General features: G+C 54.1%; 23 protein-coding genes. 10 read left to right on the forward strand and 13 right to left on the reverse strand.

The genetic code is table 11. The features are described 5' to 3' along the window. The first annotated feature begins 297 nt into the window (after positions 1-297). Positions 298-702: an OsmC family protein gene (locus tag AB5Z02_RS00120; RefSeq protein ID WP_019446908.1), complete on the forward strand. Its 405-nt coding sequence runs from the start codon at positions 298-300 to the stop codon at positions 700-702. A 93-nt stretch (positions 703-795) separates the two neighbouring features. Beyond that, a complete protein-coding gene (locus tag AB5Z02_RS00125) occupies positions 796-1,092 on the forward strand; it encodes an MliC family protein (protein WP_040067985.1) in 297 nt (98 codons plus the stop codon). Positions 1,093-1,233: 141 nt separating this feature from the next. Here the strand turns inward: AB5Z02_RS00125 and AB5Z02_RS00130 are convergent, their stop codons facing one another. The 3 genes from AB5Z02_RS00130 to AB5Z02_RS00140 are packed head-to-tail and all read right to left on the reverse strand — an operon-like array spanning position 1,234 to position 2,930. Beyond that, positions 1,234-1,767 carry a DUF4136 domain-containing protein gene (locus tag AB5Z02_RS00130; RefSeq protein ID WP_231720088.1) on the reverse strand — a complete coding sequence of 178 codons (534 nt, stop codon included), beginning with the start codon at positions 1,765-1,767 and terminating at the stop codon, positions 1,234-1,236. Between the two features lie 16 nt (positions 1,768-1,783). Beyond that, a complete protein-coding gene (locus AB5Z02_RS00135) occupies positions 1,784-2,653 on the reverse strand; it encodes a phosphoribulokinase (RefSeq protein ID WP_005335299.1) in 870 nt (289 codons plus the stop codon). A gap of 52 nt (positions 2,654-2,705) precedes the next feature. Continuing rightward, complete coding sequence (locus AB5Z02_RS00140; protein WP_005335298.1) at positions 2,706-2,930, reverse strand: YheU family protein; 225 nt, start codon at positions 2,928-2,930, stop codon at positions 2,706-2,708. Positions 2,931-3,027: 97 nt separating this feature from the next. Between AB5Z02_RS00140 and AB5Z02_RS00145 the strand changes: the two genes are divergently transcribed. Continuing rightward, positions 3,028-4,179 carry a membrane-associated sensor domain-containing protein gene (locus AB5Z02_RS00145; RefSeq protein WP_368214844.1) on the forward strand — a complete coding sequence of 384 codons (1,152 nt, stop codon included), beginning with the start codon at positions 3,028-3,030 and terminating at the stop codon, positions 4,177-4,179. Here AB5Z02_RS00145 and AB5Z02_RS00150 read toward each other — a convergent pair. The 3 genes from AB5Z02_RS00150 to AB5Z02_RS00160 all read right to left on the reverse strand — a co-directional run bounded on the left by AB5Z02_RS00150 (position 4,158) and on the right by AB5Z02_RS00160 (position 6,922). Then, positions 4,158-5,144, reverse strand: a complete 987-nt coding sequence (locus AB5Z02_RS00150; RefSeq protein ID WP_368214847.1) for a hydrolase — start codon at positions 5,142-5,144, stop codon at positions 4,158-4,160. The genes AB5Z02_RS00145 and AB5Z02_RS00150 overlap by 22 nt on opposite strands. 66 nt (positions 5,145-5,210) lie before the next feature. Then, positions 5,211-6,110: a chemotaxis protein gene (locus AB5Z02_RS00155; RefSeq protein WP_005335289.1), complete on the reverse strand. Its 900-nt coding sequence runs from the start codon at positions 6,108-6,110 to the stop codon at positions 5,211-5,213. 152 nt (positions 6,111-6,262) lie between these two features. Continuing rightward, positions 6,263-6,922: a hypothetical protein gene (locus tag AB5Z02_RS00160; RefSeq protein WP_368214850.1), complete on the reverse strand. Its 660-nt coding sequence runs from the start codon at positions 6,920-6,922 to the stop codon at positions 6,263-6,265. Positions 6,923-7,398: 476 nt separating this feature from the next. Between AB5Z02_RS00160 and AB5Z02_RS00165 the strand changes: the two genes are divergently transcribed. Beyond that, positions 7,399-7,890, forward strand: a complete 492-nt coding sequence (locus AB5Z02_RS00165; protein WP_368214853.1) for a hypothetical protein — start codon at positions 7,399-7,401, stop codon at positions 7,888-7,890. Positions 7,891-7,902: 12 nt separating this feature from the next. On the opposite strand, the gene AB5Z02_RS00170 is transcribed toward AB5Z02_RS00165, so the two are convergent. Both AB5Z02_RS00170 and AB5Z02_RS00175 read right to left on the reverse strand, forming a co-directional pair. Continuing rightward, complete coding sequence (locus AB5Z02_RS00170) at positions 7,903-8,331, reverse strand: hypothetical protein (RefSeq protein ID WP_368214855.1); 429 nt, start codon at positions 8,329-8,331, stop codon at positions 7,903-7,905. Between the two features lie 1,267 nt (positions 8,332-9,598). Further along, positions 9,599-10,528 (reverse strand): hypothetical protein, encoded by a 930-nt coding sequence (locus AB5Z02_RS00175; protein ID WP_368214858.1) that lies wholly within the window; start codon positions 10,526-10,528, stop codon positions 9,599-9,601. A 318-nt stretch (positions 10,529-10,846) separates the two neighbouring features. Here AB5Z02_RS00175 and AB5Z02_RS00180 point away from each other — a divergent pair, with 318 nt between their 5' ends. The 3 genes from AB5Z02_RS00180 (at position 10,847) to AB5Z02_RS00190 (ending at position 14,469) form a co-directional block, all read left to right on the forward strand. After that, positions 10,847-13,126 carry an ATP-binding protein gene (locus AB5Z02_RS00180; protein WP_368214861.1) on the forward strand — a complete coding sequence of 760 codons (2,280 nt, stop codon included), beginning with the start codon at positions 10,847-10,849 and terminating at the stop codon, positions 13,124-13,126. Positions 13,127-13,431: 305 nt separating this feature from the next. Then, positions 13,432-13,506 (forward strand): SEC-C metal-binding domain-containing protein, encoded by a 75-nt coding sequence (locus AB5Z02_RS00185; protein ID WP_368215012.1) that lies wholly within the window; start codon positions 13,432-13,434, stop codon positions 13,504-13,506. A gap of 60 nt (positions 13,507-13,566) precedes the next feature. After that, complete coding sequence (locus tag AB5Z02_RS00190; RefSeq protein WP_368214863.1) at positions 13,567-14,469, forward strand: bacteriophage abortive infection AbiH family protein; 903 nt, start codon at positions 13,567-13,569, stop codon at positions 14,467-14,469. A gap of 292 nt (positions 14,470-14,761) precedes the next feature. On the opposite strand, the gene AB5Z02_RS00195 is transcribed toward AB5Z02_RS00190, so the two are convergent. From AB5Z02_RS00195 to AB5Z02_RS00210, 4 genes are read right to left on the reverse strand one after another with little or no spacing between them, the layout of a single operon-like run. Further along, a complete protein-coding gene (locus AB5Z02_RS00195) occupies positions 14,762-15,160 on the reverse strand; it encodes a TetR family transcriptional regulator (RefSeq protein ID WP_368214866.1) in 399 nt (132 codons plus the stop codon). After that, positions 15,157-17,055 carry a tyrosine-type recombinase/integrase gene (locus AB5Z02_RS00200; RefSeq protein ID WP_368214868.1) on the reverse strand — a complete coding sequence of 633 codons (1,899 nt, stop codon included), beginning with the start codon at positions 17,053-17,055 and terminating at the stop codon, positions 15,157-15,159. The genes AB5Z02_RS00195 and AB5Z02_RS00200 overlap by 4 nt, the downstream gene beginning before the upstream one ends. Next, positions 17,052-18,728 carry a hypothetical protein gene (locus AB5Z02_RS00205; RefSeq protein WP_368214871.1) on the reverse strand — a complete coding sequence of 559 codons (1,677 nt, stop codon included), beginning with the start codon at positions 18,726-18,728 and terminating at the stop codon, positions 17,052-17,054. Before AB5Z02_RS00205 ends, AB5Z02_RS00200 begins: the two co-directional genes overlap by 4 nt. Beyond that, positions 18,728-19,504, reverse strand: a complete 777-nt coding sequence (locus AB5Z02_RS00210) for a tyrosine-type recombinase/integrase (RefSeq protein WP_368214873.1) — start codon at positions 19,502-19,504, stop codon at positions 18,728-18,730. Before AB5Z02_RS00210 ends, AB5Z02_RS00205 begins: the two co-directional genes overlap by 1 nt. Before the next feature lie 553 nt (positions 19,505-20,057). On the opposite strand from AB5Z02_RS00210, the gene AB5Z02_RS00215 reads away from it, so the two are divergent. Next, positions 20,058-20,261: a YheV family putative zinc ribbon protein gene (locus tag AB5Z02_RS00215; RefSeq protein WP_005335287.1), complete on the forward strand. Its 204-nt coding sequence runs from the start codon at positions 20,058-20,060 to the stop codon at positions 20,259-20,261. A gap of 143 nt (positions 20,262-20,404) precedes the next feature. Continuing rightward, the gene (slyD, locus tag AB5Z02_RS00220; protein WP_005348264.1) at positions 20,405-21,076 is read left to right on the forward strand and encodes a peptidylprolyl isomerase; all 672 of its coding nucleotides are present in this window, start codon (positions 20,405-20,407) and stop codon (positions 21,074-21,076) included. A 425-nt stretch (positions 21,077-21,501) separates the two neighbouring features. Here the strand turns inward: slyD and AB5Z02_RS00225 are convergent, their stop codons facing one another. After that, a complete protein-coding gene (locus tag AB5Z02_RS00225) occupies positions 21,502-22,350 on the reverse strand; it encodes a Tim44 domain-containing protein (RefSeq protein WP_368214876.1) in 849 nt (282 codons plus the stop codon). 363 nt (positions 22,351-22,713) lie between these two features. Here AB5Z02_RS00225 and dnaB point away from each other — a divergent pair, with 363 nt between their 5' ends. Further along, a complete protein-coding gene (gene dnaB, locus AB5Z02_RS00230) occupies positions 22,714-24,108 on the forward strand; it encodes a replicative DNA helicase (RefSeq protein WP_026035132.1) in 1,395 nt (464 codons plus the stop codon). The last annotated feature ends 65 nt before the right edge of the window (positions 24,109-24,173 follow it).

The raw sequence follows: 24,173 nt of genomic DNA on the forward strand, positions 1-24,173 counted from the left end.
AATTCCTCTGTAGTGTCTTTTTATGGACTTGTGCGTCCGGGCAAGCTGCCAATCTTGCCATTCCTTGTATTGGTCGCAGTAGGATAAGAGCCTTTGCCTGTGCTGACAAGGCTTTGCGGGCTTTTGACAGAGCCCTTTGAGTAATGCCTGCTGCGCCGCTTCGGCCATTCTAGGGAAGATAGAGGTCGGAGATGTTGATTTTGATCTATTTCCATCCCAACTCCCCCTGTTCGGCAGAGATAAGCGACTGGGTTATGCTAGGGATCCATCATCATGATTAACAGGAGAAAGTGCGAGATGAAAGCCAAGGTCAGCTGGGTGGAAGGGATGAAGTTTGTGGGTGAGAGTGAATCCGGTCACAAGGTGATCCTGGATGGTGCCAACCCCGGTGAGGGGGCCAGCCCGATGGAGATGATCCTGCTGGCGGTCGGTGGCTGCAGCTCCATTGATGTGGTCTCCATCCTCGAAAAAGCGCGCCAGTCGGTGACCGCATGCCATGTCGATGTCAGTGGCGAACGGGTCGATAGCGTGCCCCGGGTTTTCGAGAAGATTAATCTGCACTTCGTGGTGACAGGCAAGGGATTGGCGGAGAAGCAGGTGGCCAGAGCGGTCGAGCTGTCGATGGAAAAATATTGTTCTGTTTCCCTGATGTTGGAAAAAGCGGTACAAATTACCCATAGTTATCAAATTGTTGAAGCTTGATAACGATAGTTTCGTTGGTACCCTGGCATAAGGCCGTTACGTAAGGCCACTGCACAAGGCCATGACATAAAGCCATTACATAAGGAAAGTGCAATGAAAAAATTGATCGCTCTGCTTCCCCTTTTGGGCCTGGCGGCGTGCAGCAGCCCGCAACCTACCCAGTATCAATACAGCCAATACCAGTGTGGCGAAGAGATGCTGGCCGTTACCTATGATGCCCAGGCTGACATGGTGCAGTTCCCCTATGCCGGGGTTTATCACAAGCTGGCACGTGTTGAGTCTGAATCTGGCGCCAAATATTCCGACAGCGTCACCACTTTCTGGAATCAGGACAAGCAAGCCCTCCTCACTCAGAAAGGAGTCACGCTGCTGACCTGTACACTTAAATAAGTGACCACAGATAGCTGAAGGTGTGCGGGTTTGTGCCCGAGTCTGGCTTAGACCGGATTGGGTCAAGAGGTTGAGACCACAAAAAACGGCTTGCCGGGAGGCAAGCCGTTTTTCTATCCATCCGTCATCACTAAACAAGCGCTAGTTGGTGGGGATGCGATTGAGTAGCTCTGCCGCGAGCTGCTGGCTGAGTGCCTGACGCTGGCTGTCTGCAATGCTCACATCGCTGGTCAGCTGGATGATGCTGCTCCAGACCGCTTTCTGGGTTTTGCGATCGAGCAGCACGATGGCCAGCGACCCTTTGCGCTGGTTGGCCGAGGCATATACCCCGGGCGTCATGCCAAGACGGGCGAAAATCTCGCCGTCACTCATATCCTTGCCGCCCGCGACGCCGATGGCGACCCACAGATCCGCCTCGTCGAGCGGTGCACTCTGCCACCCCTTGCTATTGAGCTCCCGGCTCACCGCCTGTTGCATCGGCTCCAGCCACCCTTCCGCCAGCTCGCCGGCAAATTGATACTGTTCGGCCAGGGCGTAGTGCGGGGTTGCACCATAGGTCCAGTTGCCCATCGGGCGAACCAGCATGGTGCCGGACTCCAGCGTGGGGGCCGCTGGCCCGCTGCTGCAACCGCCAAGCAGGGCGAGCAGTGCCACAGAGAGATAAGCAAGCCGCATCGTGAACTCCTTTGAATCAGGTTATTTTGCCGGTTTCGATCAATTGCTGGATGAGCGGGCGCAGGATCAGCTCCATCGCAAAGCCCATCTTGCCACCCGGCACCACGATGGTGTTCATCCGCGACATGAATGAGCCATCGATCATCGACAGCAGGTAGGGGAAATCCACCTGCTTGATACCGCGAAACCGGATCACCAGCATACTCTCGTCCAGACTCGGGATCACCTTGGCGCTGAAGGGGTTGGAGGTATCCACCGTTGGTACTCGCTGGAAGTTGATATGGGTGCGCGAGAACTGCGGGGTGATGAAGTTGATGTAGTCATCCATGGAGCGAACGATGGAGTCGGTCACCGCCTCGCGGGAATGCCCTCGCTCCGAGGTATCGCGGATCAGCTTCTGGATCCACTCCAGGTTGACGATGGGTACCACGCCTATCAGAAAATCCACGTGGCGCGCCACATTGTGATCCTCGGTGACCACACCGCCGTGCAGCCCTTCATAAAACAGCAGATCGGTATTGCTGGGCAGATGCTGCCAGGGGGTGAAGGTGCCGGGCATCTGGTTGAAGGGCACCGCCTCGTCAAAGCTGTGCAGGTAGCGGCGATACTGGCCATTGCCATCCTGCCCATAGCCCTGAAAAAAGCTCTCCAGCAGCCCGAAGTCATTGGCCTCAGGGCCAAAATAGCTGATATGACGCCCCTGTTCGCGCGCCTTGCGGATCGCTACATCCATTTCCGGTCGGGTGTAGCGGTGAAAACTGTCACCTTCCACCACCGCCGCGGTATATCCCAGTTGATGGAACATGGAGCGAAAGGCGTTGGTGGAGGTGGAGGTGCCGGCACCGGACGAACCGGTAACGGCAATAATGGGGTGCTTGGCCGACATGGGATTCTCTCTTCCTTGGGAATTCCGTTATAAGGTCCGGATTGCGGTTGGGTCAAGACTGCTCGATGAAGCGGTCTTTCATCACGATATTCACCGATTCGTGCAGCTCGCTATAGACGATGACAGCTTTGCCTTGCTGTAATTGTTCTCTCACTGCATCGACTTTGACGCCAAGCGGTACATCCTGCTCTCCATATTCTGTTCCCTCCTGCAACACAAAGTGTTCGATCAGGTTGGTCAGGGTGTCGCCGTCCAGTTCTTGCCAGGGAATGATCATTTAAAGGTCTCACAGCAAAAGAGGTGATCGTCAGGCTATTGTTGTGTTGAATCCCGCGAATGCAATCACTTTTTACCTTTTCACCGGAGTCTGAGAGATGTTGTCTGAAGCGCAGCGCAGCGCGCCGTTAACCCTGACTGAGCATCTGGACAGCGCACGTCGAGAGGCGATTGCCCGAGGCATGGTGTGGTTCTGGTTGTTGAACTGGCTGGTGGTGTTGTTTCTTTCGATACGCTACGAGGTTTACAGCCAAGTCGGGCTCGCCAGTGATGACAGCTTGCCCTGGCGCTTTCAGAGTGAGCTGGCCCTGGTCATGGTGGTGCTATTGCTACTACCTGTTGTTAGCCTGTTTTGTGACCATCTGCAGGATCGCCTCTGGTTACGGATGGCTGCGCTTGTGATGGTGCTATGGGGCGGACTCTGGACGCTGCATATCTATACGATTGGTCAGGTGGAGCTGCGGGGAGGAGTTAGCTATGCCAACGGGATCATGCGGCTCAACCTGCTGGCTGCGCTCATCGCGTTTTATCCCGATCGCAAGGTTTTTTATGGCTATCTCTTGGGCCCGATGACGGTGGGTGTAGGGTTGGAGCTCTTTTTGCGCGTCGATTTTCCCCAGATCTACCTGCTTGGCGTGTTGTTTGGCGTGATTGCGCTGGAGGTCGGCCGCCGCATGCTGCACCGCTGGTTTGAATTGGCGATCATGCGGGAGCATGAAAATCTGACGCTGCTGCGCAAACTTGATCAGCTCGCCAAGCAAGATCCTCTGACCGGTGTCGCTAACCGGCGGCATTTCAATATCGAGTTGGATCGCGCGTTGGCCCATAGCCAGGAGAGCGGCGCTCTGCTATCGCTCATCCTGATCGATGTGGACTATTTCAAGCGATTCAACGACCACTACGGCCATCAGGTAGGGGATATGTGCCTCAAGGAGGTGGCACAAGCGCTCAACCGTGCGGTTCGCACTCCATCTGATCTGGTGGCCCGCTATGGCGGAGAGGAGTTTGTGCTGCTGCTGCCCAATACCGACCGTCAGGCGGCGGCCAGCGTGGCGCAGCGGCTGCAAGATGGCCTGGCCAGCCTGCAGCTGGAGCATCTGGCGTCCGATGTTGCCCCCTGGGTGACTGTGAGTCAGGGGATTGCCAGCAATGTCTCCGGCGAAGAGGCGAGCCAGTTGCTGGAGCGGGCCGATCAGGCGCTCTATCGGGCCAAGGAGTCGGGACGCAATCAGTTCTGTGTTGCAGAGTGACTCTGTTCGGCAATCCAGCGGCTGATCCGCTCATCCAGCCAAAACCGCGGCCGCCAGGGCGTGCCGTGCAAAAAGCCGACATGGCCGCCGCGCTGGCTCAACTCATAGCGCACCGTGGGCGAGAGTTGCTCCGGCCGGGGAATCACCGCGTGTGACATAAAGGGATCGTCGGCGGCGTGAATGACCAGGGTTGGGATTGGGATCTGGCGCAGCAGAGGCAGGCCGGAGCAGCTCTGGTAGTAGTGGGTTGCACTGTGAAAGCCGTGCAGTGGCGCGGTGACCAGCTCGTCATAATCGCGCAGGGTGGCAATCTGTTCCACTTGTCTAGGTTGCCAGCGTTCACTCGCTTTCTGCTGCTGGCGGATCTTGCTGAGCAAATTGCGGCGCATGGTGCGCAGCAGATAGTTCTGATAGACCTTCGAGAAGCCCTGATTGACCCGCTCGGCGCAGCTCGCCAGTTGCAGCGGGGCCGAGACCACCACCGCCGCTTTCAATGCCGCAGGACATGCCCGCGCCAGCAGATTGACCAACATATTGCCACCCAGTGAAAAGCCGATGGCGATCAGCGGTTTGCCCGGGAAGCGCTGGCTCAGCTCGGCAATCAGCTCCAGCGCATCTCCGATGGCGCCGGAGTGATAGGCCTGCAGGTGGCGATTGGGCTCGCCGCTGCAACCGCGAAAGTGCATCAGCACAGCCTCTCTGCCCTCTTGCTGCAGATGGGCGAACAATCCCTTGGCATAGTGGGAGTGAATGCTCCCCTCCAGCCCGTGAAACACCACTATCAGCGGCCGTTCATCAAGGCTGACTTCCCCACTCCAGGCGAGGTCGACAAAGTCCCCATCCTGCAGTTCAAACCGCTCCGCCACAAAACGGGCAGGGGGGCGGCGCAGCCATTTGGGCAATATGGTCTGCAGATGAGGATTGCGTGCCCACCAGGGGGCGTGGAAGTGGCTCTCGGTCAGCATGGGGTCAGTCGGTCTGGGTCGAAGATAAGGAGGACGGGAGGCGTGTTCCTCCCGCCAGTCATTGGCTTATTTCAGTAGGCGATCGTGATGTTCGGCGCCGCGCAGCATGGCCTGGATCAGCTCATTGGCTTCGAACTTGGTCAGCGCCTCATGGGCTCCCACCTGATGGGCCCGCTCCACACTGATCTCGCTGGAGAGCGAAGTGTGCAGGATGATGTAGGCCCCCGCCAGTTTGCTGTCGCTCTGCACCTCGAAGGCCAGCTCGTAGCCATCGAGCCCCGGCATCTCGATATCGCTCACCAGAATGTCGATCGGGGTCTTCTGGCTCGCCCGCGTCTGCATCAGGGTCAGTGCATCCTTGCCATTGGTGCAGACCTCATAGGGGATATTGATGTAGTCGAGGGCGGCCATCAGCTGACGGCGGGCGACCGAAGAGTCATCGACCAGCAGGATCCGCATCGGCTTGATCCGCTCCCGCTGCACATCGGTCAGCACCGGATAGAGGTGGCTCGGATCGTCCGGATAGACCCGGGAGAGGATCAGCTCCACATCCAGCAGCTGGATCAGCTGGTCATTGACCCGGGTCACACCGGTTACGAAGACATTGTGGCCGAGGGAGGCGGGTGGCGATTCGATATCGCGCCAGTTGCACTCGGTGATCTTGTCGATGCCCCGTACCAGAAAGCCCACCAGGGTGCGGCGGCAGTCGGTAATGATGATGAAGCAGTGGGGCATCTCCTCCTTGCTGATGGGGCGATAGCCCACCGCCATCGCCATGTCGATCACCGGAATAGTGGAGCCGCGCATATTGGCAGCCCCCAACACGGTCGGGTGCGAGTGGGGCATTGCCGTCAGCTGGGTGTAGGGCACTATCTCCTTCACCTTGAGGGTACCGATGGCAAAGGATTGTTTGGCTGAAAGGTGAAACAGCAACATGCCCTGGGATTGATTGGCTTTGCTCGTCATGGCAGATGTCCTGTTGGTCGAAACGTTGGCAGTCACTTCAGGCCTCTAGCATAAAGGATTACGGGGGGAATGGCCCTTCCTTGTTAACGACCATCTGGCAAAAAACTGGACTCATTCAGCCAATTTCGTTGGCGTATTCCATCGGCGTCCGGTTATTGATTGCCATCCTCGTCAACGCCCCACTGCTGGCAGGCCGCTTGCAATGCGGTCTCATCGGCATAACCCAGCTTGCTGGCCACCTGCGCGGGTTTGCTGCCGCCCTTGAGCAATCTGAGCGCTTGCAGCAGTTGCCACTGTTGTTGCAATTCACTCCCTTCCACTGGCGCATCGGCTTGTTGTGCCCACAGTTGCAGAGACTCCGGTTGGCCATTGGCCAGCGCTTGCCAGCAGGCTTGCAGCTCACCGTGACCCTGCTGGCTGATGGCGCACTGTTGCAGCTCATCCAGGATCACCTGCAGTCGCTGACCGTAGGCCCCTTGCCACTCTTTCGGACGTTGCCACCGAGCCAGCGAGTCGAGCAGGGCATCGAGCAGCGGGGTGGTCTGCAGCCAGCCTGCCTGCTGCGGCTGAGCCACGCGCAAAGAGACATTCAACTGATCGTACTCGCAACCGCTGAGGGGGCTGAAGGCCGCGAGGGCATCGGCGCAGAGCCAGAAGCTGCTGCCTGCCGGCAGCAACAGCTCATGTTGGCCCAGTCTCAGCAGCGCGGCGCCCCAGGTGATCCGCAACAGCTGCCCGACCGGAGTTCGTTTGCGGTTGCCGGCGTGCAGGCCCTGGCAGGAAAAATGGTGATACTCGATGGCGTGATGCATGATTTCTGGATCCTAATTAACAGTTACATTTAATGTTTGTCAATATATTCAATTGCTTACGCGTGGTAACTGTTTTTAATTTTTTTCAGGTGATTTCTAATCACATAAGTCTTTCAGATGCAGTCCTTTGCTATTTGTCCGAGCACCTACTGAGTTGTGGTTGGGACTGTATGATGAATTATCCTATGCAGCCCATATCGTAACATTTTGGGTGATGCTAGAGGCACAGGTCGATGTGTTCGCCGCAAGGATTTAGGGCTTCGAGGCCTGAGGATTTGGAGTATGCAGAGTACTTTGATAAAAAATGTTTGCTGAGGGGAACTGGAAGTACGTCAGCCTCACCGACAAAAATGCATCGGTGATTGGAGACCGCCGGAATCCCCGTGGCCGTCGGCAAATTGCAAGTCAGACACCGGGGGGCGTCTGCTGTGGAGCCCGTCGACCTGGCTCGTCTGGTGACATTTGCCGCAGAGGTGATGACACAGGAAGGTCCTGCTGGTTTACAACCCCGACTGGGGGGCTTGGCCCGCAATCCTGCCACAGAGGCTGAAGCCGCTCTGGTCGCCTTCGCGAAAGCTCCGAGCTTCCCTCTTGCCATCGAGGCACTGCGCGCGTTGACCCGACAGAATAATGCTCGGGTCTATCGCCCCGATGTTTTGTATTGCTGTCTGTGCGCGATGCAAATGGCTGCTGGAGGCAGTTGCAGTTTTGCCGATGCCACGGTGCGGGAACACGAGCGAAATCGGCATGAGACCCGGCCCCTTGCGCGCCGTGCTATTGGAAGTACCCTATTGCTGAAGGGGCTGAAGGGGCTGAAGGGGCTGAAGGGGCTGAAGGGGCTGAAGGCGGAAGTAGCCGTGATAACCGCACCTGAGGAAATGTATGCCCGACATCTCTACGTCGCATTTACACGTGGCTCGAAGACGCTGGTTGTCTGCTCGTTTACCCCCGTGCTGACAGCCCGCTAACTCCAGCGTAACTTATCCATGTTCAACGGGAGCCACTTCCATGCGAGCTGCTTTAAGCACATCCAAGGGGCGTTCAGCTAACTCATCCATAGGTGTCTTACCACCAAGCCAGCTATTTGCACTGACAAACCAGGAAGCGATCACAAGTGTTGTTTTGTGAGCAGCTAGAATAGTCAGTATATCCTTCATTTGAGGTAGAGGCTTACCATCAATTCCTAAGCTATAGGCAGGGAAAAGATCTTTTCCCTCTACAGAGATTGCGAAAATCTGCCCCGCCTTTTTCCACTTATTTGGCAGTGCTGAAGAGTTTGACCCCTCATATCCTACGTTGTCTGAGACCTGCTGTGCCGTCAGCCACGCTGACAGGCGAAGTACCTTTTCACGCAGTTGAGCCGCCGTAGCCACATTGAATTTGTGCTTCGCTCCGGTGTGTTTATTCATTTGAGTAGCCTCCGGCATAACGACAGGTGATGTGTAGTTTTTTTGCCCGCTCCTCTGTAGGGTAATCCTCATATTTTGAGGGGTATTCAAAGGCAAAGATCATGCGGCCTGCACCAGGTGCTGTTTTTGGCGTGCAGCCACCCGGCGCCATATTGGCGCCACTCGTGGTTATATATCCACAACTAGTTCGTTGCAAACTCCTATAACTCATTAGTGACTCAAACAGGTAACCGTGGCTGTAAATAGCTTAGTGGTCTTACTCTCTGTGAGTTCTGATGTCCGCAATCCCATTTATCGGCGTTTCTTTTTGTTAAAATTCACCTTCAACATCTCCATTTTGACCTTCAACACCCTGTAACGCCGGGATCTAATGATGTCCTAAAAAATGGCGAAATGATCCTAAAATACGGACCTGGTACAGACGGTCACCCACCAGATGCGCCAGTCGTAAATATCCACTCGTATGGGGTGTGGATCATGATCGCTGCCGAAAATAGACTGAAATGTATAGAGTTTTAGTCTAAGTCCACACAGGTCCGGGCACCGGCACCCGATTTGCTCAACATGGTTCTGGATGATGGCCTCTTGGTCTCGCCTGCGCTGGGGATCACAATTCCGCTAGATGAAGTGCAATATGAAACGTTCAAGAATGCCTGGGCGAGTGATTGTGAGTGGCTCCCGATAGACGTGAATCTTTCCGCTGACCGGCCACCCGTAATCGAGGAACGCGATCTGTGACCTGACAAGCCCTCCACTCAGGAGAACGATCCATTAGGGCTGGCCGATGGCCACCCGCACTGAACGATAGACCCTGGGCGTAGTGCCTCCCGCAGGCCGAGTTGCCAAAAATAGTTGCCGCTGGGTGCTACTGGGTAGCGCTCCGCCAACCCCAAAATGGCCTCCAGCGGGAACATGTCGAACCACCGCAGCGCATGGCTATCGGACACCGCCAACTGCAGCCGCCGAAACAGATGGCGCCGCAGCTGTGCCAAGTAGGTCAACACCAGCAGCTCATCCAGCCACCGCCACTCCCATGGGCTGTCATTCCTTATCGGGATCGCTCTCAGCCAACGACTCTGGCTGCACATTCTCCAAATTGCCCGAGCGCCAGTCCAGTTCAATCAGAGGGCCGTCCAATTCCTCGAGCAGTTCATCAAGGGTCGGTCTTATTTTCTTACAACAATGCTATTTTTCACTGACGGCTTTGTACTAGAAGCAGACATTCAATTTCCGAGCAGTAATTTATATGGTTAGTTATAATTGCATTTCATATTGGTATTTTTTGATTTTTCCCGCATATTACACAAATTCCAAATTCAGGAGATTCATTTATAGCTTGCACTGTATTTACTCCGACAAAAATATCTTCATCATCATTAATTGCATGGACACACAAGGATTTTTCCATCATTTCAGAACAAGATACACATTCATAACTTCTTTTTTTATTATTGTTTTTTATGTAATTAAAATGCTTCCTTGTGAGAGTGGAATTCAATAAGTCTATAACTGTTTTAAATTCAACATGCACATTGAACATTTCCACATCCTCTACTGCTGGTCTGTAGCGCAGTCTCTCTATACTATTTCCGGAAGAATCAATACCATTAGATGAGTGCATCACCAAATAATCATACCTATATTTAAACCAACCATGGTCATTTGGATTGAGAGTTTTATGCATATAGCAAATTAAATCAATTATACTCTCGAATGTTATATGGTCGTTATGGCTTACTGAGTGCATAAATGAGTTTCTTAATGACCTCATATGGTTGAATGTTGTCACAAATTCATCGTTCAAGTTTACATCTGTGAAAGTATCAATAACTTTTAAAAGATCTTTAGCATCGAGAGTATAAAAATTACTATAGTTTATGTTACCATTTACTTTTTTAGGTGGTGATGTAACTGAATTTGCTATAAGAAGATAAGGGGAAACATCACAAATAATACCTTTCAATCTGAACTCAACGGATTGCTGAAGCAAAGAAAATGCTGACATTAACTTTGGATTGGCATAAGACCAATAGGAACTTAAATCGATCTGTTTAAGGCCATTTGTTTTTCTAAGAGAATTTTCAATTCTATATTTATTATATGGATACCCTAATTTACAAATAATCTCCCATGCTTCATTAACCATATGTGAAGCCATAGAATAAAAATCATCTTTTGTTGGCGTTCCAGTAATCATTTTTTTCCTTATTTAGAATACCTGTTAGTTAAAACTTAGCGAAAAGTATATTATATCCACATCCAGAAGGGAAACGAAGTTCTCTTAACTTTCTATGTCGTAGCTTTCAGTATTTTAATATAATGTAGAGCTGTTCTTCGCTCTAAAAAGACTTTCTACCAAATCCTAAAATGGCCACCCATGCAATTAAATGACTGCAAACATGCAGATACAGTGCTAGATCCCGCGCAACTTAAACGGATCGAGTCTGTACATAAGGGGTTTCTCTATCAGCATCTGTACGCTGTGGGCTGCCTATTCCTGGCTCAGTCCTCTGGGGTGAACGAGGTACTGGTCGAGCTTGATGAAGATGTAGAGCTCAGCACTGATTCCGGTCGGATCTACGTTCAGGTTAAAACCCGCTCCCGCCCTCTTATGCCCGGCGATGTAGCTGGCGCATTGGATCGTTTCGAGCTGATACGGCAGGAGCATGGGCCAGGATGGCGTGCTGGTAAGCCTCAGTTCGTTATCGTTGCGAATCAGCCGCTCGGGGAAACGCTTCAGACTGAAGTAGACGTGAACAAGACTGACTCGGATTTGCTCTACCTTCACCCTGGGTCAAAAACTTCACGCGCAAGTTGCCTTCCGCCTGCGTGGGCGACTGTAGAAGAAGCGGCCCAGTGGTGCATGGCACTGGCTGAGACGCTGAATTTTTCACTCCTGTCACCTTCCGCCCTGACCTGGAAAATGGCGGGATTGGTAATGTTGGCGTGCGCTGCCGGTAATGGCAACTCTCGGCACGTGTTTCGCTCTTCAGAGTTGCCGGGCCTTTTTGAGCAATTAATTGTGCAGTTGCAAGACTTTCCCACGCCGCCCGCTTCATACAGGCCGCAACAGAACGAGCCTACACTCGCATCGGATGTGAGGGTTCGCATCATTTGTGGATTGTCTGGTGCAGGGAAAACCACGTGGGCCGCCCATGCTGCACTGCATAGTCCTGAACCGTGTGCCTACTACGATGTGGGTGACTTACCTGGGCCTGCTATTGCAAGCTCCATCGTACGGGAGCTTGCCTCAAAGTATTCCAAACAAGACCCTGATGCTGTCCGGAAAATGCTCTTGCCTGGTGCTAGCGGTTACGAGGCAATTCGGATGTTCGATCGATTCATGGAGCAAGCTGAAGCCCCATTGGTGGTGGTTGTCGACAATGCCCATCGCATTCCCGTTGCGAACCTGCGAGACCTCCTGAACGCGACTCGCCACATCCGTTTCATTCTTCTATGTCAGCCTCATGAGAATGTCCGGGAGCTCGAGGCGGTCATGACGTTGCGGCGCGAGACACTGCTTGGGTGGGATCTCGATACCGTGGCTCGGGTGGCGAGTGGTGCGGGTGCGTTCGGTAGTGTTCAGACATTCGAAGAGCTTAGGATTTTTTCAGGTGGGCTGCCGCTATACGTCGACAGCGCTATTACAGTTGCCTTGTCGGAATATGGTGGAGACATCGAGGCGCTCTGCGCCGATCTCGGCCAGCAATCGAACGTAGTTGAAACGGCTCAAGAGGTCATTCTGGCTCGAGTTTACGATGGTTATGACCAAATTACCCAAAACGCCTTAGCTATCGTCAGCCTCGCTGATACAGGGCTCACGCATGAAGAAGCTGTTCGTCTAATATCGGCCACGCTCAAACTGTCACAGGGCGGAGCAGCAGTGGCCATCAAGAAGATCCAGGCCACAGGGACAGTTGAAGTATTGGGCGCCAAAACACTCAAAGTCCATGATGCCGTACGTGTTCTAGGTCTCCGTCATTTGGAGCTCATGGGGGAGTCCGTGATCACTACTGCACTGGTGACGTTGAAGGAACTGCTGATCGAGAGCCTAGAAAAAAGCCGTGACACCTCGCGGTTTTCACTTCTTACCCGTGTATTTATCAGGCTTAACGACGTGAAGACACTCATTGGGCTGGCAGGCGAGGAATTGTTCTACGAGATGGGGATATCCGTGGATATCACCTCCAGCTTGAAGCGTGCGCTTGAAGCTGGCGATCTGGATCCCCACCAGGCTTTTTGGGCGCTTGATGCGCTTGTGTTTTCCAACATGCGTGAAGGGCATATCGCTGAGACAGCTGATTCTTTGCTTGCAATGGAGCAGCTTCTCAATGAACACGGGTTTGAGTTTGATGAGCAAGTTACATGGGCGATGAGAAAAATATTGTTTGCCTCAGACCAAGGCAGTGAAGACGAGGTGAAGCAAACAGTGGCGTATGCCACACCAAAAATCCCTAACGCAGATCACCAACGTATATTTGATTACAACCACGCGATCGCTTTGTGGAAGCTGAATCGCCACAAGCAAGCTGCAACACTGTGCAAGAAAGTAGCTGATGAATATTTTGAAATTCTGGGGCTGACGCCTAAAGACGTCATGGGCAAGAACCCAGATGCCCTCTGGAAGATCATCAAACGACCACCTGACGTCCATGAACATATCAAGCACCTTGCCGATGCTTTAGAGGTGTATGCTCAGGCTCGTGAGGCTCAGGGGTTACATGCACCTTTTCAACGAATCAACGCCATGAAGTTCTTTCAAATGGTGGGGGCTACGAGTCAGTTGTCCGTGTAGGCCAAGATTTGGCGGATGTGTTTGTGGGCATCCAGGATTTCGAGGGGGCCAAAGAAGTCATGGAACAGCATGTCCTGCCGGTCGTCGCCCAAGTAGGCCTTATGGCCCGGATGGTTCAAGTCAGAAGTCAGTATGCGGTGATCTTGGCTCTGTGCGGTGACCACCGGGGGGCCATTGCCGAACTAGGGCGATTAGACCCTTATCTGGAGGGGTTGGAGGAGTGGCAGAGACTTGAGATCGAGGGGCAAACTGCCTTAATCGTCAACATTATCAGCGAATCCAGGCGTGTGGCAGATAGGCAAACGATGGGGGGCGTGGCAAGGAATAAGCGGTGCCCTTGTGGATCGGGGCTGAAATTTAAGAAGTGTCACGGTGCGTAGTTTTTAGATTGATAACTAATCGAGCCGGTCTCAACACCGGCCTCTTCCCTAGGAACCTTGATGGATACTCAGACTCTTTACATCATCGGCAACGGCTTCGATCTCCACCATGGTCTGCCTACCCAGTACAAACATTTCAAAGCCTTCTTGAATGTGGTCGATCGGCAGGTATTTGACTGGGTAGATACCTATGTTCCCGCCGATGAGGATTGGTCTGACCTAGAGCTTGCTTTAGCAGGTATGGACACCGAATCTGTAGTCTCCGACCTGACATGTTTCCTTGCGTCATACTCCGACGAGAACTGGAGTGACGCAGGACATCATGATTTCCAGTACGAAGTTGATCGGGTAGCCACCGGTTTATCGAGGACGTTGCAATCACGATTCGGTGATTGGATCAGATCCATCGTAATTTCTGACCACAGTCCAACCCATCAGTTACTGAATACGTTGGATAGAAACGCCCTATATCTGAACTTCAACTATACCAGCACGCTGAGCAGGCTGTATGACGTCCCGGCAGAGAATGTCCTACATATACATGGTGAAGGAGCTGAGTCTGGCTCTGAGCTGATTCTTGGCCATGCCTGGACTCCAGATGAGCGTACTTCACTTCAGAATGGCCTCGACGGAGAATCAGCAGACCATCGGGTAATGGAGGCGCTCGGCAGATTGGATGACTACTTCGAGCAGACATTTAAGCCAAGCGAGCAGATCATCAAGCATAACACAGACTTTTTTTCCAACCTGCGATCAATCACTCACGTGATAGTGCTTGGCCACTCCCTTTCGGAGGTAGATAAAGCCTATTTCCTCGCAATAGCCGAGGCGTTGGAGGAGCGACCTGTAATCTGGACAGTGGCGGTCAGATCGCATGATGAAGATACGGATAAAAATCTGTGCCTTAGTAGTTTCGGAGTTCCCAGAGCGCAGATTTACTGCAAACTCTGGTCGGAGCTATAGCGACATGGTGAGGTGCCTGCCCGACACGAATATTCAGGGCGCGGTCACGATATTGATTCTATTGTTCTCTCGCTCCTAGCTTGATGATCTTACGCGAGACTCTTTGCTATTTTAAAATTTTGCGATGAGTAATTTGAGTATGTATTAACTGAGCTCGGGGCCCTTGGGTAAGAAGCATGTACGCAAATGTGTTAAATATTGGTGTGGCTTCATCTGAAATCTCATCAATTGCTGAGCTCATAGGCATTCATTTCTCCAAAGTGTTGAGCCACATTTTATTGTCGAGCTCATATCATGAGCGAAGGCTGATCACACCAATATTGTTCAACTTAGCTTTTAAAAATCGGTTCTCTTCTATTAGGACCTCATTAATAGACGCAAGGCTGGCAATCTTGGCACGCAACTCCTCGATTTCCAGACGCAGTGCACGCCCTTTCTCTCGCTCTGCACGAAGAGCTTGGTGTTTCACATCGCGCTGAGCGCGGCTAGAGCGCCCTTGGACCTCACGGATGGCCTCGGCGATGCTCGGATAGTAGTTATGGATCAGTGCCGCCGAAACACCCGCCTCACGTGCCACTGCCGCGATGGTAACCTTCTTTTCATCTGTCTTTGCACGGCCACGTGCTATACGGCGGAGCGCTAACAGCAGCTCTTTTTCTCGGGCGTCTGCAGGCTTACGTTTGATCGTCATGCTATGTCGCTCTCTGGGTCATAGCCAAGTTGCATGAATACTTCGCGACAGCGGTCCAAGTCGCGTAAAACGCGCATACGACCACTCTCGCCAATATCGTTGGACTCCAGCAATTCCTTCAGGTTGTTGTAGAGCTGGCGGTAGATGGCAAGATGACCGCGTCCAATCACTGCATTGTTGCAGTCGCTGCACCGTGTGCGCTCCATTGTGTTGCCTATGCAGCCATCATTGTCGGCTGTGCACCAGGCGTGTCCATTGCTGCGGATTGCGGTGCTCTCGGCAATCGAAATCACCATTGTCCGGTGATCCTTGAAGAGGGCAAGGTTGGCTGGGTCGCGCTGCCATTGTTTAATTGAGCGCCCATAGCCGCCAGCCAGCGGATCGTCGCCCAACCAGTTATCCACGGTGCCAAGCTTGATGTCTTCGAGTTCAGCCTGGATGTCATTGTACAGTTCGAGATCAAGGTGATTGCCCCAGCCATTATCCATCGCATAGCCAAGTGTCATGTCCATGCTCCAATGGGCAAAATGCTCACGTAAGTAACGTAGATCGCCAAACTGGCTGTGTGCCACGTAGCTGGCGAACTTTCGACGAAACTGGTGGCTGGCAAGCGACCAGTCAAGTCCTGCGTTCTTGGCGAATGCCTTGAGGGCAAGACCCCACGAGTAATCCGACAGGGTACGAACTTGATTGCCCTTCATTTTGGTTGATCCTAGGAACAGCGCACTTTGATGTTTCTGCGCATTGGCTATTTCCGGGTCCAGTGGGCTAATCCTGTGTCGCTCGGCTATCTCGGTGGAGATCATGGCCTGGTAAGGCTCCGCCCAACGCTCCATGATATGCAGCGCTCGTACGGCTGCTTCGGGGATCATCCAGTCGTGTTCTCCGGTTTCGGTCTTTTCCGACTTGGAGCGCATCCAATGGAAGATAGTGCCTTCATCATCCTCGGTACGGCGGTGAGCACCTGACTGTAGATTGGCTAACTCGTGGTTGCGGCAACCGGAGGTGCTGGCCAGCACTATGTAGCAGGCGGTGCGCAGATTTATTATTGCTTTGTTGAGGGAATCAACGCCGCCTTCCCAGCCAAGGGCGGCGAGATGTTGGTTCTTGGTACTGGTAACAGCCCGAAGCCTCTGTACTCTTGGTTCCACTACGACAGATGCGACGGCATCGCGTAGATCGAGCAAGCGCTGGCCGCCTCTAACTTGCTCATAGGCATTCTGGAACAGTGTGGAGAACACTATATCTGGCATCAACGGCGTCTTACTGCCCTGCTTATGGGCCGCACCGCTTCCGGTTTGCCCGGCAATAGCATTAGCAGACGTCCCATACCAAGGATGTTGCGGGATTGGGTCGTGAGTGTATTGACTCAACTCGTAGAGTGTTTCGACGGCCTGGAGGCGGTGAGTAAGACTACCTTGTGACAGTGGCTTACTTTTGCCATGGTGAGAATGACGGTACTCCCGGCACTCAGCTGCATAATTTTTGCAGACGATGGGCGTAACCAATGCCAAGCGGGTGAGTGCGTGCGCATCAAGGTAGCGCAGGAAGACTATTGCATGGTTAAGAACATTTATCAGTGCTGATCCTTTCGGTCGTTGCTTGCCCTCCCGACCGCGCCGCAGATAGCGGAACATTATCAACTTCATCACCGCTCTGAAAGCAGGTGGTACAAGTTTGAACTTGAGGTAAGTATCATAGTTGGCTTTGTTGCTTGGTATACCGTCTAGGTGCCAACTATCATCACCATAGCGGCTGATAACGACATAGTGCCCATCAACTTGGGTGGCACTCACGATGAGGGTATCGCGCAGGCTGTTGGGCAGTTCGTGCACGTCCCATGGCTGTGATTCAATGTCAGGCCAAGTCAGTGAAACCACCGCATTGTTATTCATGCGAAGACCTCCAACTGTGACACGACATCGAATGACCAGAAGGGGTGCGGCTCGATGCGAGCTCGCTCACGTGCCGTTTCGACGGCTGCGAGTTTGAAGACTCCACGTTTCAGACCCTCAGCCACGATGTAGTCGTCAATCAGGCGAGGTATGTGCGCGTAATCTCGTTGCCAGCGCCGTTTATCCATGTGCTCGCGCTCGGTAAACACTCGGAAATAAAAACTGAACAGTTTGTGCAGATCGTCGCCCGTCACCACGTAATTCCGGCAGCGCAGACAGCTGAGGAAGTTGATGCAGGTAGCACTTTCCCGCTTTGGTGCGTACTGACCGTTTACCAGATCGCTACAACGCCCCATCGGCGTCTTATAGGTCGTGCCGATGGTGTGAGCCAGCAACTCCTCGACCATGACATTGCCCATGAATCGCCAGTTGCGCTTGGCGTTTTCATCCGCCGCCATATAGTGCCGCCCGGCCACCTGTGGCGTGTTACCGAGGGCAATGGCTGTCGTTGCTAGATCACCGTTCAGGATCTCGAAGATGCGGTTTGCGAAGGTCTTGCGCAGGCGTGAGACGTTGATGCGCAGCGGCTGCCCATCGGTGTCTGTGAGCTTGTAGTCAGCTACAAGCTTCGTAATCGCATACTTCAATTTCCTTTCAGAGAGTGTATCGACCTGACCATAATTTTTATTGCTGCCTGACCGATACAGCCAGATGCGTGCCTGAATGTCGTGGGAAGCCTCAGCGCGTAGCGGTTCGGTGCGAGCGATCACGTGTCGGATCAGGCGCTCGACATTCGTCCTGATGATCGGAGTTGACTCTAGCTGGCGCTCATTCGTGCTTTCTCCCCGAAGTATGACTTTGCTGGTGTTATGCCCCCGTCGTTTCCACAGGATCAGGAAGGTGCTGTTGTCCTTGGGATGGGCGCGTAGACATTCGCGCCCCATCTCCAGCAGCGGAGTGGTGTTGCGCCCTGTATGCAACGCCACGCTCAGCAAGGCATAGGCTAATAGCTCGCTGGTCAGAGGTATATCGTCCTGCCAGATCGGCATGACCGCCTGTTTGAGCGCCGCGGCGAATGCTTGGCGCTGGGCCTCCGGTAACGGAGTTTCGCCCTTTAACTTTCTGTTACTGTTCGGGAAAGGGTTGCGTGGAAAGGTGGCGGCATCACCGGCGATGACCAAGGTGATCAGTCCTCGCTGGCCGAGCGCCAGAAGCACGGACTTCGTGCTGTCATAGACTTGCTTCTGGGTGGATATAACCAAGCCCTGGCCAGCCAAGTATCCGAGGTAGTCGTCGATCAGGTCGCGGTCGATGTCAGCCAGACTCAGCACGTATCCGAGCTCGGTCACACGCAGCCGCAGGTAACCGAGGAAGTTACGCATACCCTTTAAGCAGTAACTCCCCACGGTGCTGGCCTCGACCTGAGTATCTTGTCCCGCCAAGAAGCGCTCAATTTGCCTCTGGCAGGCATAGGTGATCTGGTCAATACCTGAACCGTACCAGGGAGAAAAATCGAAGCTTCGGGCGGTAGTTGCATTGCGTCCAAATGCGACCAGCGTGCTTGCTGGAGGAATGTCCTGGGGCAGCAAGACGTCATGCCCTTGCTGAGCAAGGCTGTGCTCGGCCTGTGGAGCGTTGAGAGTGATTCTGCCATAGACCTTGCGTTTGCCCATCAGGCCGTCTCCAAACTGTCGTTCAGCTCGTCGTCGTAGGCCAACACCGCGCTATCGGCCAGTTCGTTTATCAAATGCAGGTACACCATCATCGTCTGGATCGAGCTATGTCCGAGTTGCCGCTGCACGAACACCAAAGGATCTATGTCGCCGCGATGTCGTTGCAGGGAAACCAGCGTGTGGGTGGCATAGGTGTGGCGCAGCATGTGAGGATGAACCTTGATGCCGACCTTCTTGCCGATATTGCGGACGATGCGTTCGATGCCCTTGCCATCATTGGCGAAGGGCTCCCCAAACTGGTTGAGGAACAGCGGCTTGTATTTTGTTGGGCTGAGAGAGCTCCGCTCACCGCGCACCTGGACCACGTAACGATGTAACTCGGAAAGAAAGCGGCGACTGAGGTAGATGTTGCGTGGCATGTTGCCTTTCGTCAGCATGCCATGACCATCGAGCGGATTGAGACTAATCAGAATATTGCGCTCTCGCCTGCCGTTCTTGTCGGTATCGGATATGTAGGCTAGTGGGAACGTGGCGATTTCCTCGCGACGTAAGCCGGTCCGAAGCCCAAACAGCAGCATCATTCGGTGATGGGGATTCTCCGCAGCCTGCAACAGCGCCCTGATCTCATCCATGCACAAAAACTTTGGTAATACACTATGTGTGCGCGGCATCACGTCATTTGCCATGGTCTTGCCACCACTGGCATCGACATGAGCCAAAAAACCGACCTCACGCTTGACCGTTCGCTCTTCATAGCGGAACGGCAGACTGCTCACCCATCCCTGTGTCTGGGCGTATTCGTAGAACTTGCAGATATAGTGCAACCGTTGCCGTGTTGTTGAGCGAGCCAACTTGCATTCAACCAGGCAGTAGTCTCGGTAGGCAGCGACAATACTCTTGGCTTCACCACGGTCAACATCGCTCCAATCGATGTCATGTGCTTGGAGGAAGCTAAAGAAGTCGTATAGCGCACGACCAGTGCTTGGCCAAGACTTTGTTTACCCTATAGCCCCACGCAGAAGGTAGTGACGAAGGAAATCATTGGCGGGAACGCAGCTCTCCATCGTGTCCCAAAGCAGGATCGGAAAGCCAGTATACGGGCGACCAGCAATCACCAAATCTTTGGTAGCCCAAATAAGCTCCATCAGTCAGCCCCCACTCTGATGAATCGAAAATCCTTATCGGAAGGACTCAGAGTCAGAGGCATAAGTCATAGCGTCTGAAGCTTTTTATCTAACTCCTTGTTTGTAAAGCTAGCCTGTTACTAACACTTAGCAAGCACCTGATCATGTAAAAACCCTGATATGATGCTGCCTGGAGGTAACAAATATGGAAACCAGACGTAAAAAACGCTTCATTGCCGGTGCTGTCTGCCCGGCGTGCGGCAAGTTGGACAACATGATGCTGTATCTGGAGCATGGAGTCGAGAAGGTGACCTGCGTCGCCTGTGGCGATACCCAGGTACAAACGCCTGCCGAGGTCGACAAGCAGACTCGCGAGGCGGAAGAGGTGATCGGGGTGTTTCGCCCCTGATAAGGGAACGGCGGGTGGAATGAGGGTCTCCTTGCTGACGCTGTTGCCGTTTTTTTCGTCACTCCGTGGCGCCGCACGGCATATGCGCGGCCCGCTTTTTAGGGTATTCTGAGCCCGTTTTTTTCTATCCGCAGGATCCTGACATGAAAGTAGCTCCTCTGAGCGTGGTTACGCTGGAATACACAGTCACCGACGAGCACGGTGAAGTCATCGACAGCACTGTCGGCAAAGAGCCGCTGGTCTATCTGCACGGCACCCGTTACCTGGTCTCAGGCCTGGAAGCCGAGCTGGAAGGTCGCGCGGTAGGTGAAGCCTTCGAAGTGACTCTGGCACCGAGCCAGGCCTACGGCGAATATGACGAGACACTGGTACAAGAAGTACCGGGCGAGCTGTTCGACGGCATGGAAGTCTCCGAAGGGGATACTTTTGTGGCTGAAACCGACGATGGCCACCGTCCGGTAACCGTTGTTGAAGTGTCCGAAGAGTTCGTCAAGGTGGATGGCAACCATCCGCTGGCTGGCGTAACTCTGGGCTTCAAGGTCGAGATCAAGGACGTGCGTGCCGCCACTGCCGAAGAGCTGGCTCACGGCCACGTTCACGGTGCCGGTGGTTGCGGTCACGATCACGGTCATGACCACGATCACGGCGGCTGCTGTGGCGGTCATGGTCACGACCACGATGAGGATCACGGCCAGGGCGGTTGCTGCGGCGGTGCTGGCCACGGTCACGATCATGGCCACGACCACGGTGATGACCATGGTCACGGCGGCTGCTGCGGTGGCGGCGGTTGTGGTGGCAAGGGCCATCACCACTGATCACGGCCATGCCGATGATAAAAAATCTGCCGTAGGAGTCATACCGAGCAATTAATGCTCATTAATTGCTCCTCCTTGGATGATGAAATCCGAAGCCGGTTGTTCTGGCTTCGGATTTTTTATGTCTGTCAAATAGGCCCGCGGCTTTTCCCAAGCTAACAGGGCTGCTTATTTTTGGTTAATGCTCAACATTATTCCCTCTCGGTTCCGCGATGGGGCTTTTGTGCGGAGCGCAAACGTCATCTGCAAACGAGTCATCAAATCGGTGTCATCATCAGCACAATATGACCATGTTAGGTCATGCCCCAACAGCCATAACGAGCCAGCGTCAGTCTCTATTTGGTCTCGTTGTGCCCCATAAAAAATAGCCAGTCAGGCTTAACTGACTGGCTATTGCCTAGTGACTAACTGATAGGCGCGAAGCCTTACAGCTGCTCGATACCGACGATATGCCAGGGGGCATTGTTCTTGGCCAGATCGCGCTCGAGGTGCCACACCTCTTTGATGTCTTCTTCGACCTGCTCCTGACGGTCCATGTAGCGGCCGCTAAAGCGCACGCTCACCTGGGCCCAGTCGCTGCCATAGTCAGCACGTACCAGCTGGGTATCTACGTACATTACTTCCGTATGCTGGTCGCCAGTCAGTTCGGCGCGCTCGGCTTTGAGCTGCTCAAACAGCTCGGGGCTGACGTACTCGCGCACCTTTTCCAGATCATTCTTGTTCCATGCCTCTTGCAGGGTGCGATAGTGATCGCGGGCACCGGCCAGGAAGCTGTTCATGTCAAAGCCCGGCGGCAGGCGGAACGGGACGTCGCTGTCGGCAAAGCCGGTGGCTTGCGGTGCGCTGTTGCTCTGCTCAAACTGCTGCGGGGCCGCGGATTGCGGTGGCTGATAGCCCGCATAGGCCGCCTGTTGTGGCTGTGGCGTCGCGACCTTGCCCTTGCGCAGGGTACGGATCAGGAAGACGGCACCCAGCGCCAGCAGGGCGATCAGCAGGAAGTCCATTCCTTGCAGACCTTCAAAGGCACCGCTGCCCAGCAGGTAGGCAAACAGGCCACCGGCCAGCAGGCCGCCCATCATGCCGCTCTTTTTCGGCGGAGTCTGGGCATTCAGTGTCGGATTCTTGTTGTCGACCGGTTTGGCCGCAGGCTGGGCCGGCGCAGTTTTGTAACTTTTACCAAAGGATTTGCCGCCGCCAAACTTCTTGGCTTCGGCGTGAGGTGCCCCCAGGCCAATGGCCAGGATCACGGCAAACAGGGTCAGCATCTTTTTCATTTTGACTCTTTTCACTCTCGTCTGTGGGTGGGGCATGCTCCGCGTTGGCTAGCTCAGCAAGGCGCATGGCAGGCTGCCTGTCCCTAATTGTGTCGCAGCTTGTATTCATCAATATCACCTCTGGCATGAATTATTCATGAACGAGGTTGCCGCGATGCGGCGTCAAACAAGAGGAGTAAACCGGATGAAAAGCAGAAGATTGAGTCGCAAGGAGCGCAAAATGCGAAGCAAAATCAAAATGGTCAAGGTAGAGCAGACTCTGGTTTGGCCCTTTATGATGGTATGAGCCGCCAGATAGGGCTCGCCGTAGTTGGCTTTCTTTTGTAAAATTCCCGTCCCCTTCCCGCTGCGGTTTTTATGTGTATGGCAGAGCAAGTGACGGCGAAAAAAGACGCCAAGACACAACAGCTGAAAGTTCCTCCCCACTCTTTTGAGGCCGAACAGTCTGTACTGGGCGGCCTGATGCTGGATAACGATGCCTGGGATCGGGTTGCCGAACGGGTTATCGATCAGGATTTCTACAGCCGTCCGCACCGGTTGATCTTCCAGGCCATGACCCGCCTCTCCAACGCGGGCAACCCCATCGACCTCATCACCCTGCAGGAGGAGCTGGAACGCTCCGAACAGCTGGAAGAGGCGGGTGGCTTCGCCTATCTGGTGGAGATCGCCAAGAACACCCCGAGTGCCGCCAACATCAACGCCTACGCCGAAATCGTGCGCGAGCGGGCGGTGGTGCGGGAGATGATCTCGGTCGCCAACGAGATAGTCGAAGCAGGCTACGAGCCACAGGGCCGTACCTCCGGCGATCTGCTGGATCTGGCCGAGAGCAAGGTATTCAAGATTGCCGAGCAGCGCACCAGCGCCAACGAGGGGCCCCAGCCCCTTAAGCTCATCCTCGAGCAGACCGTCGACAAGATTGAAGAGCTGTTCAAGACGCCGCACAACGGGGTGACCGGGGTATCGAGCGGTTACAACGATCTCGACAAGATGACCGCCGGTTTGCAGCGATCGGACTTGATCATCGTGGCGGCCCGTCCCTCCATGGGCAAGACCACCTTTGCTATGAACCTGTGCGAGCATGCGGCCCTCACCGCCGACAAGCCGGTGCTTATCTTCTCGCTGGAGATGCCCTCCGAGCAGATCATCATGCGTATGCTTGCCTCTGTGGGGCGTATCGACCAGACCAAGGTGCGTACCGGTCAGCTCGACGACGAGGATTGGGCGCGCCTATCCTCCACCATGGGATTGCTGCTCGAGAAGGGCAAGATGTATATCGATGACGCCTCCGGCCTCACCCCGACCGATGTGCGCTCCCGTGCCCGTCGGGTGGCACGCGAGCACGGTGGCCTATCCATGATCATGGTGGACTACCTGCAGCTGATGCGGGTGCCGGCGCTCTCCGATAACCGTACCCTGGAGATCGGCGAGATCTCCCGCTCTCTCAAGGCCTTGGCGAAAGAGCTGCAGTGCCCGGTGGTGGCGCTCTCCCAGTTGAACCGAAGCCTGGAACAGCGGGCCGACAAGCGCCCGGTCAACTCGGACCTTCGTGAATCGGGCTCCATCGAGCAGGATGCGGATTTGATCATGTTTATCTATCGTGATGAGGTTTATCACGATGACAGCCCGGACAAGGGGATTGCCGAGATCATCATCGGCAAGCAGCGTAACGGCCCCATCGGCCGTGTGCGTCTCACCTTCCAGGGTCAGTTCTCCCGGTTCGACAACTACGCCGGTCCGGCGTTTGATGACGATTATTGATGTAAACCCAAGGTGATGGCGGTTTCGTCATTACCACGACTGCCCTGATCGATAGCCTGTCATTG

The organism is Aeromonas sp. R2-3 (assembly GCF_040908375.1).
GTDB lineage: Bacteria > Pseudomonadota > Gammaproteobacteria > Enterobacterales > Aeromonadaceae > Aeromonas > Aeromonas veronii.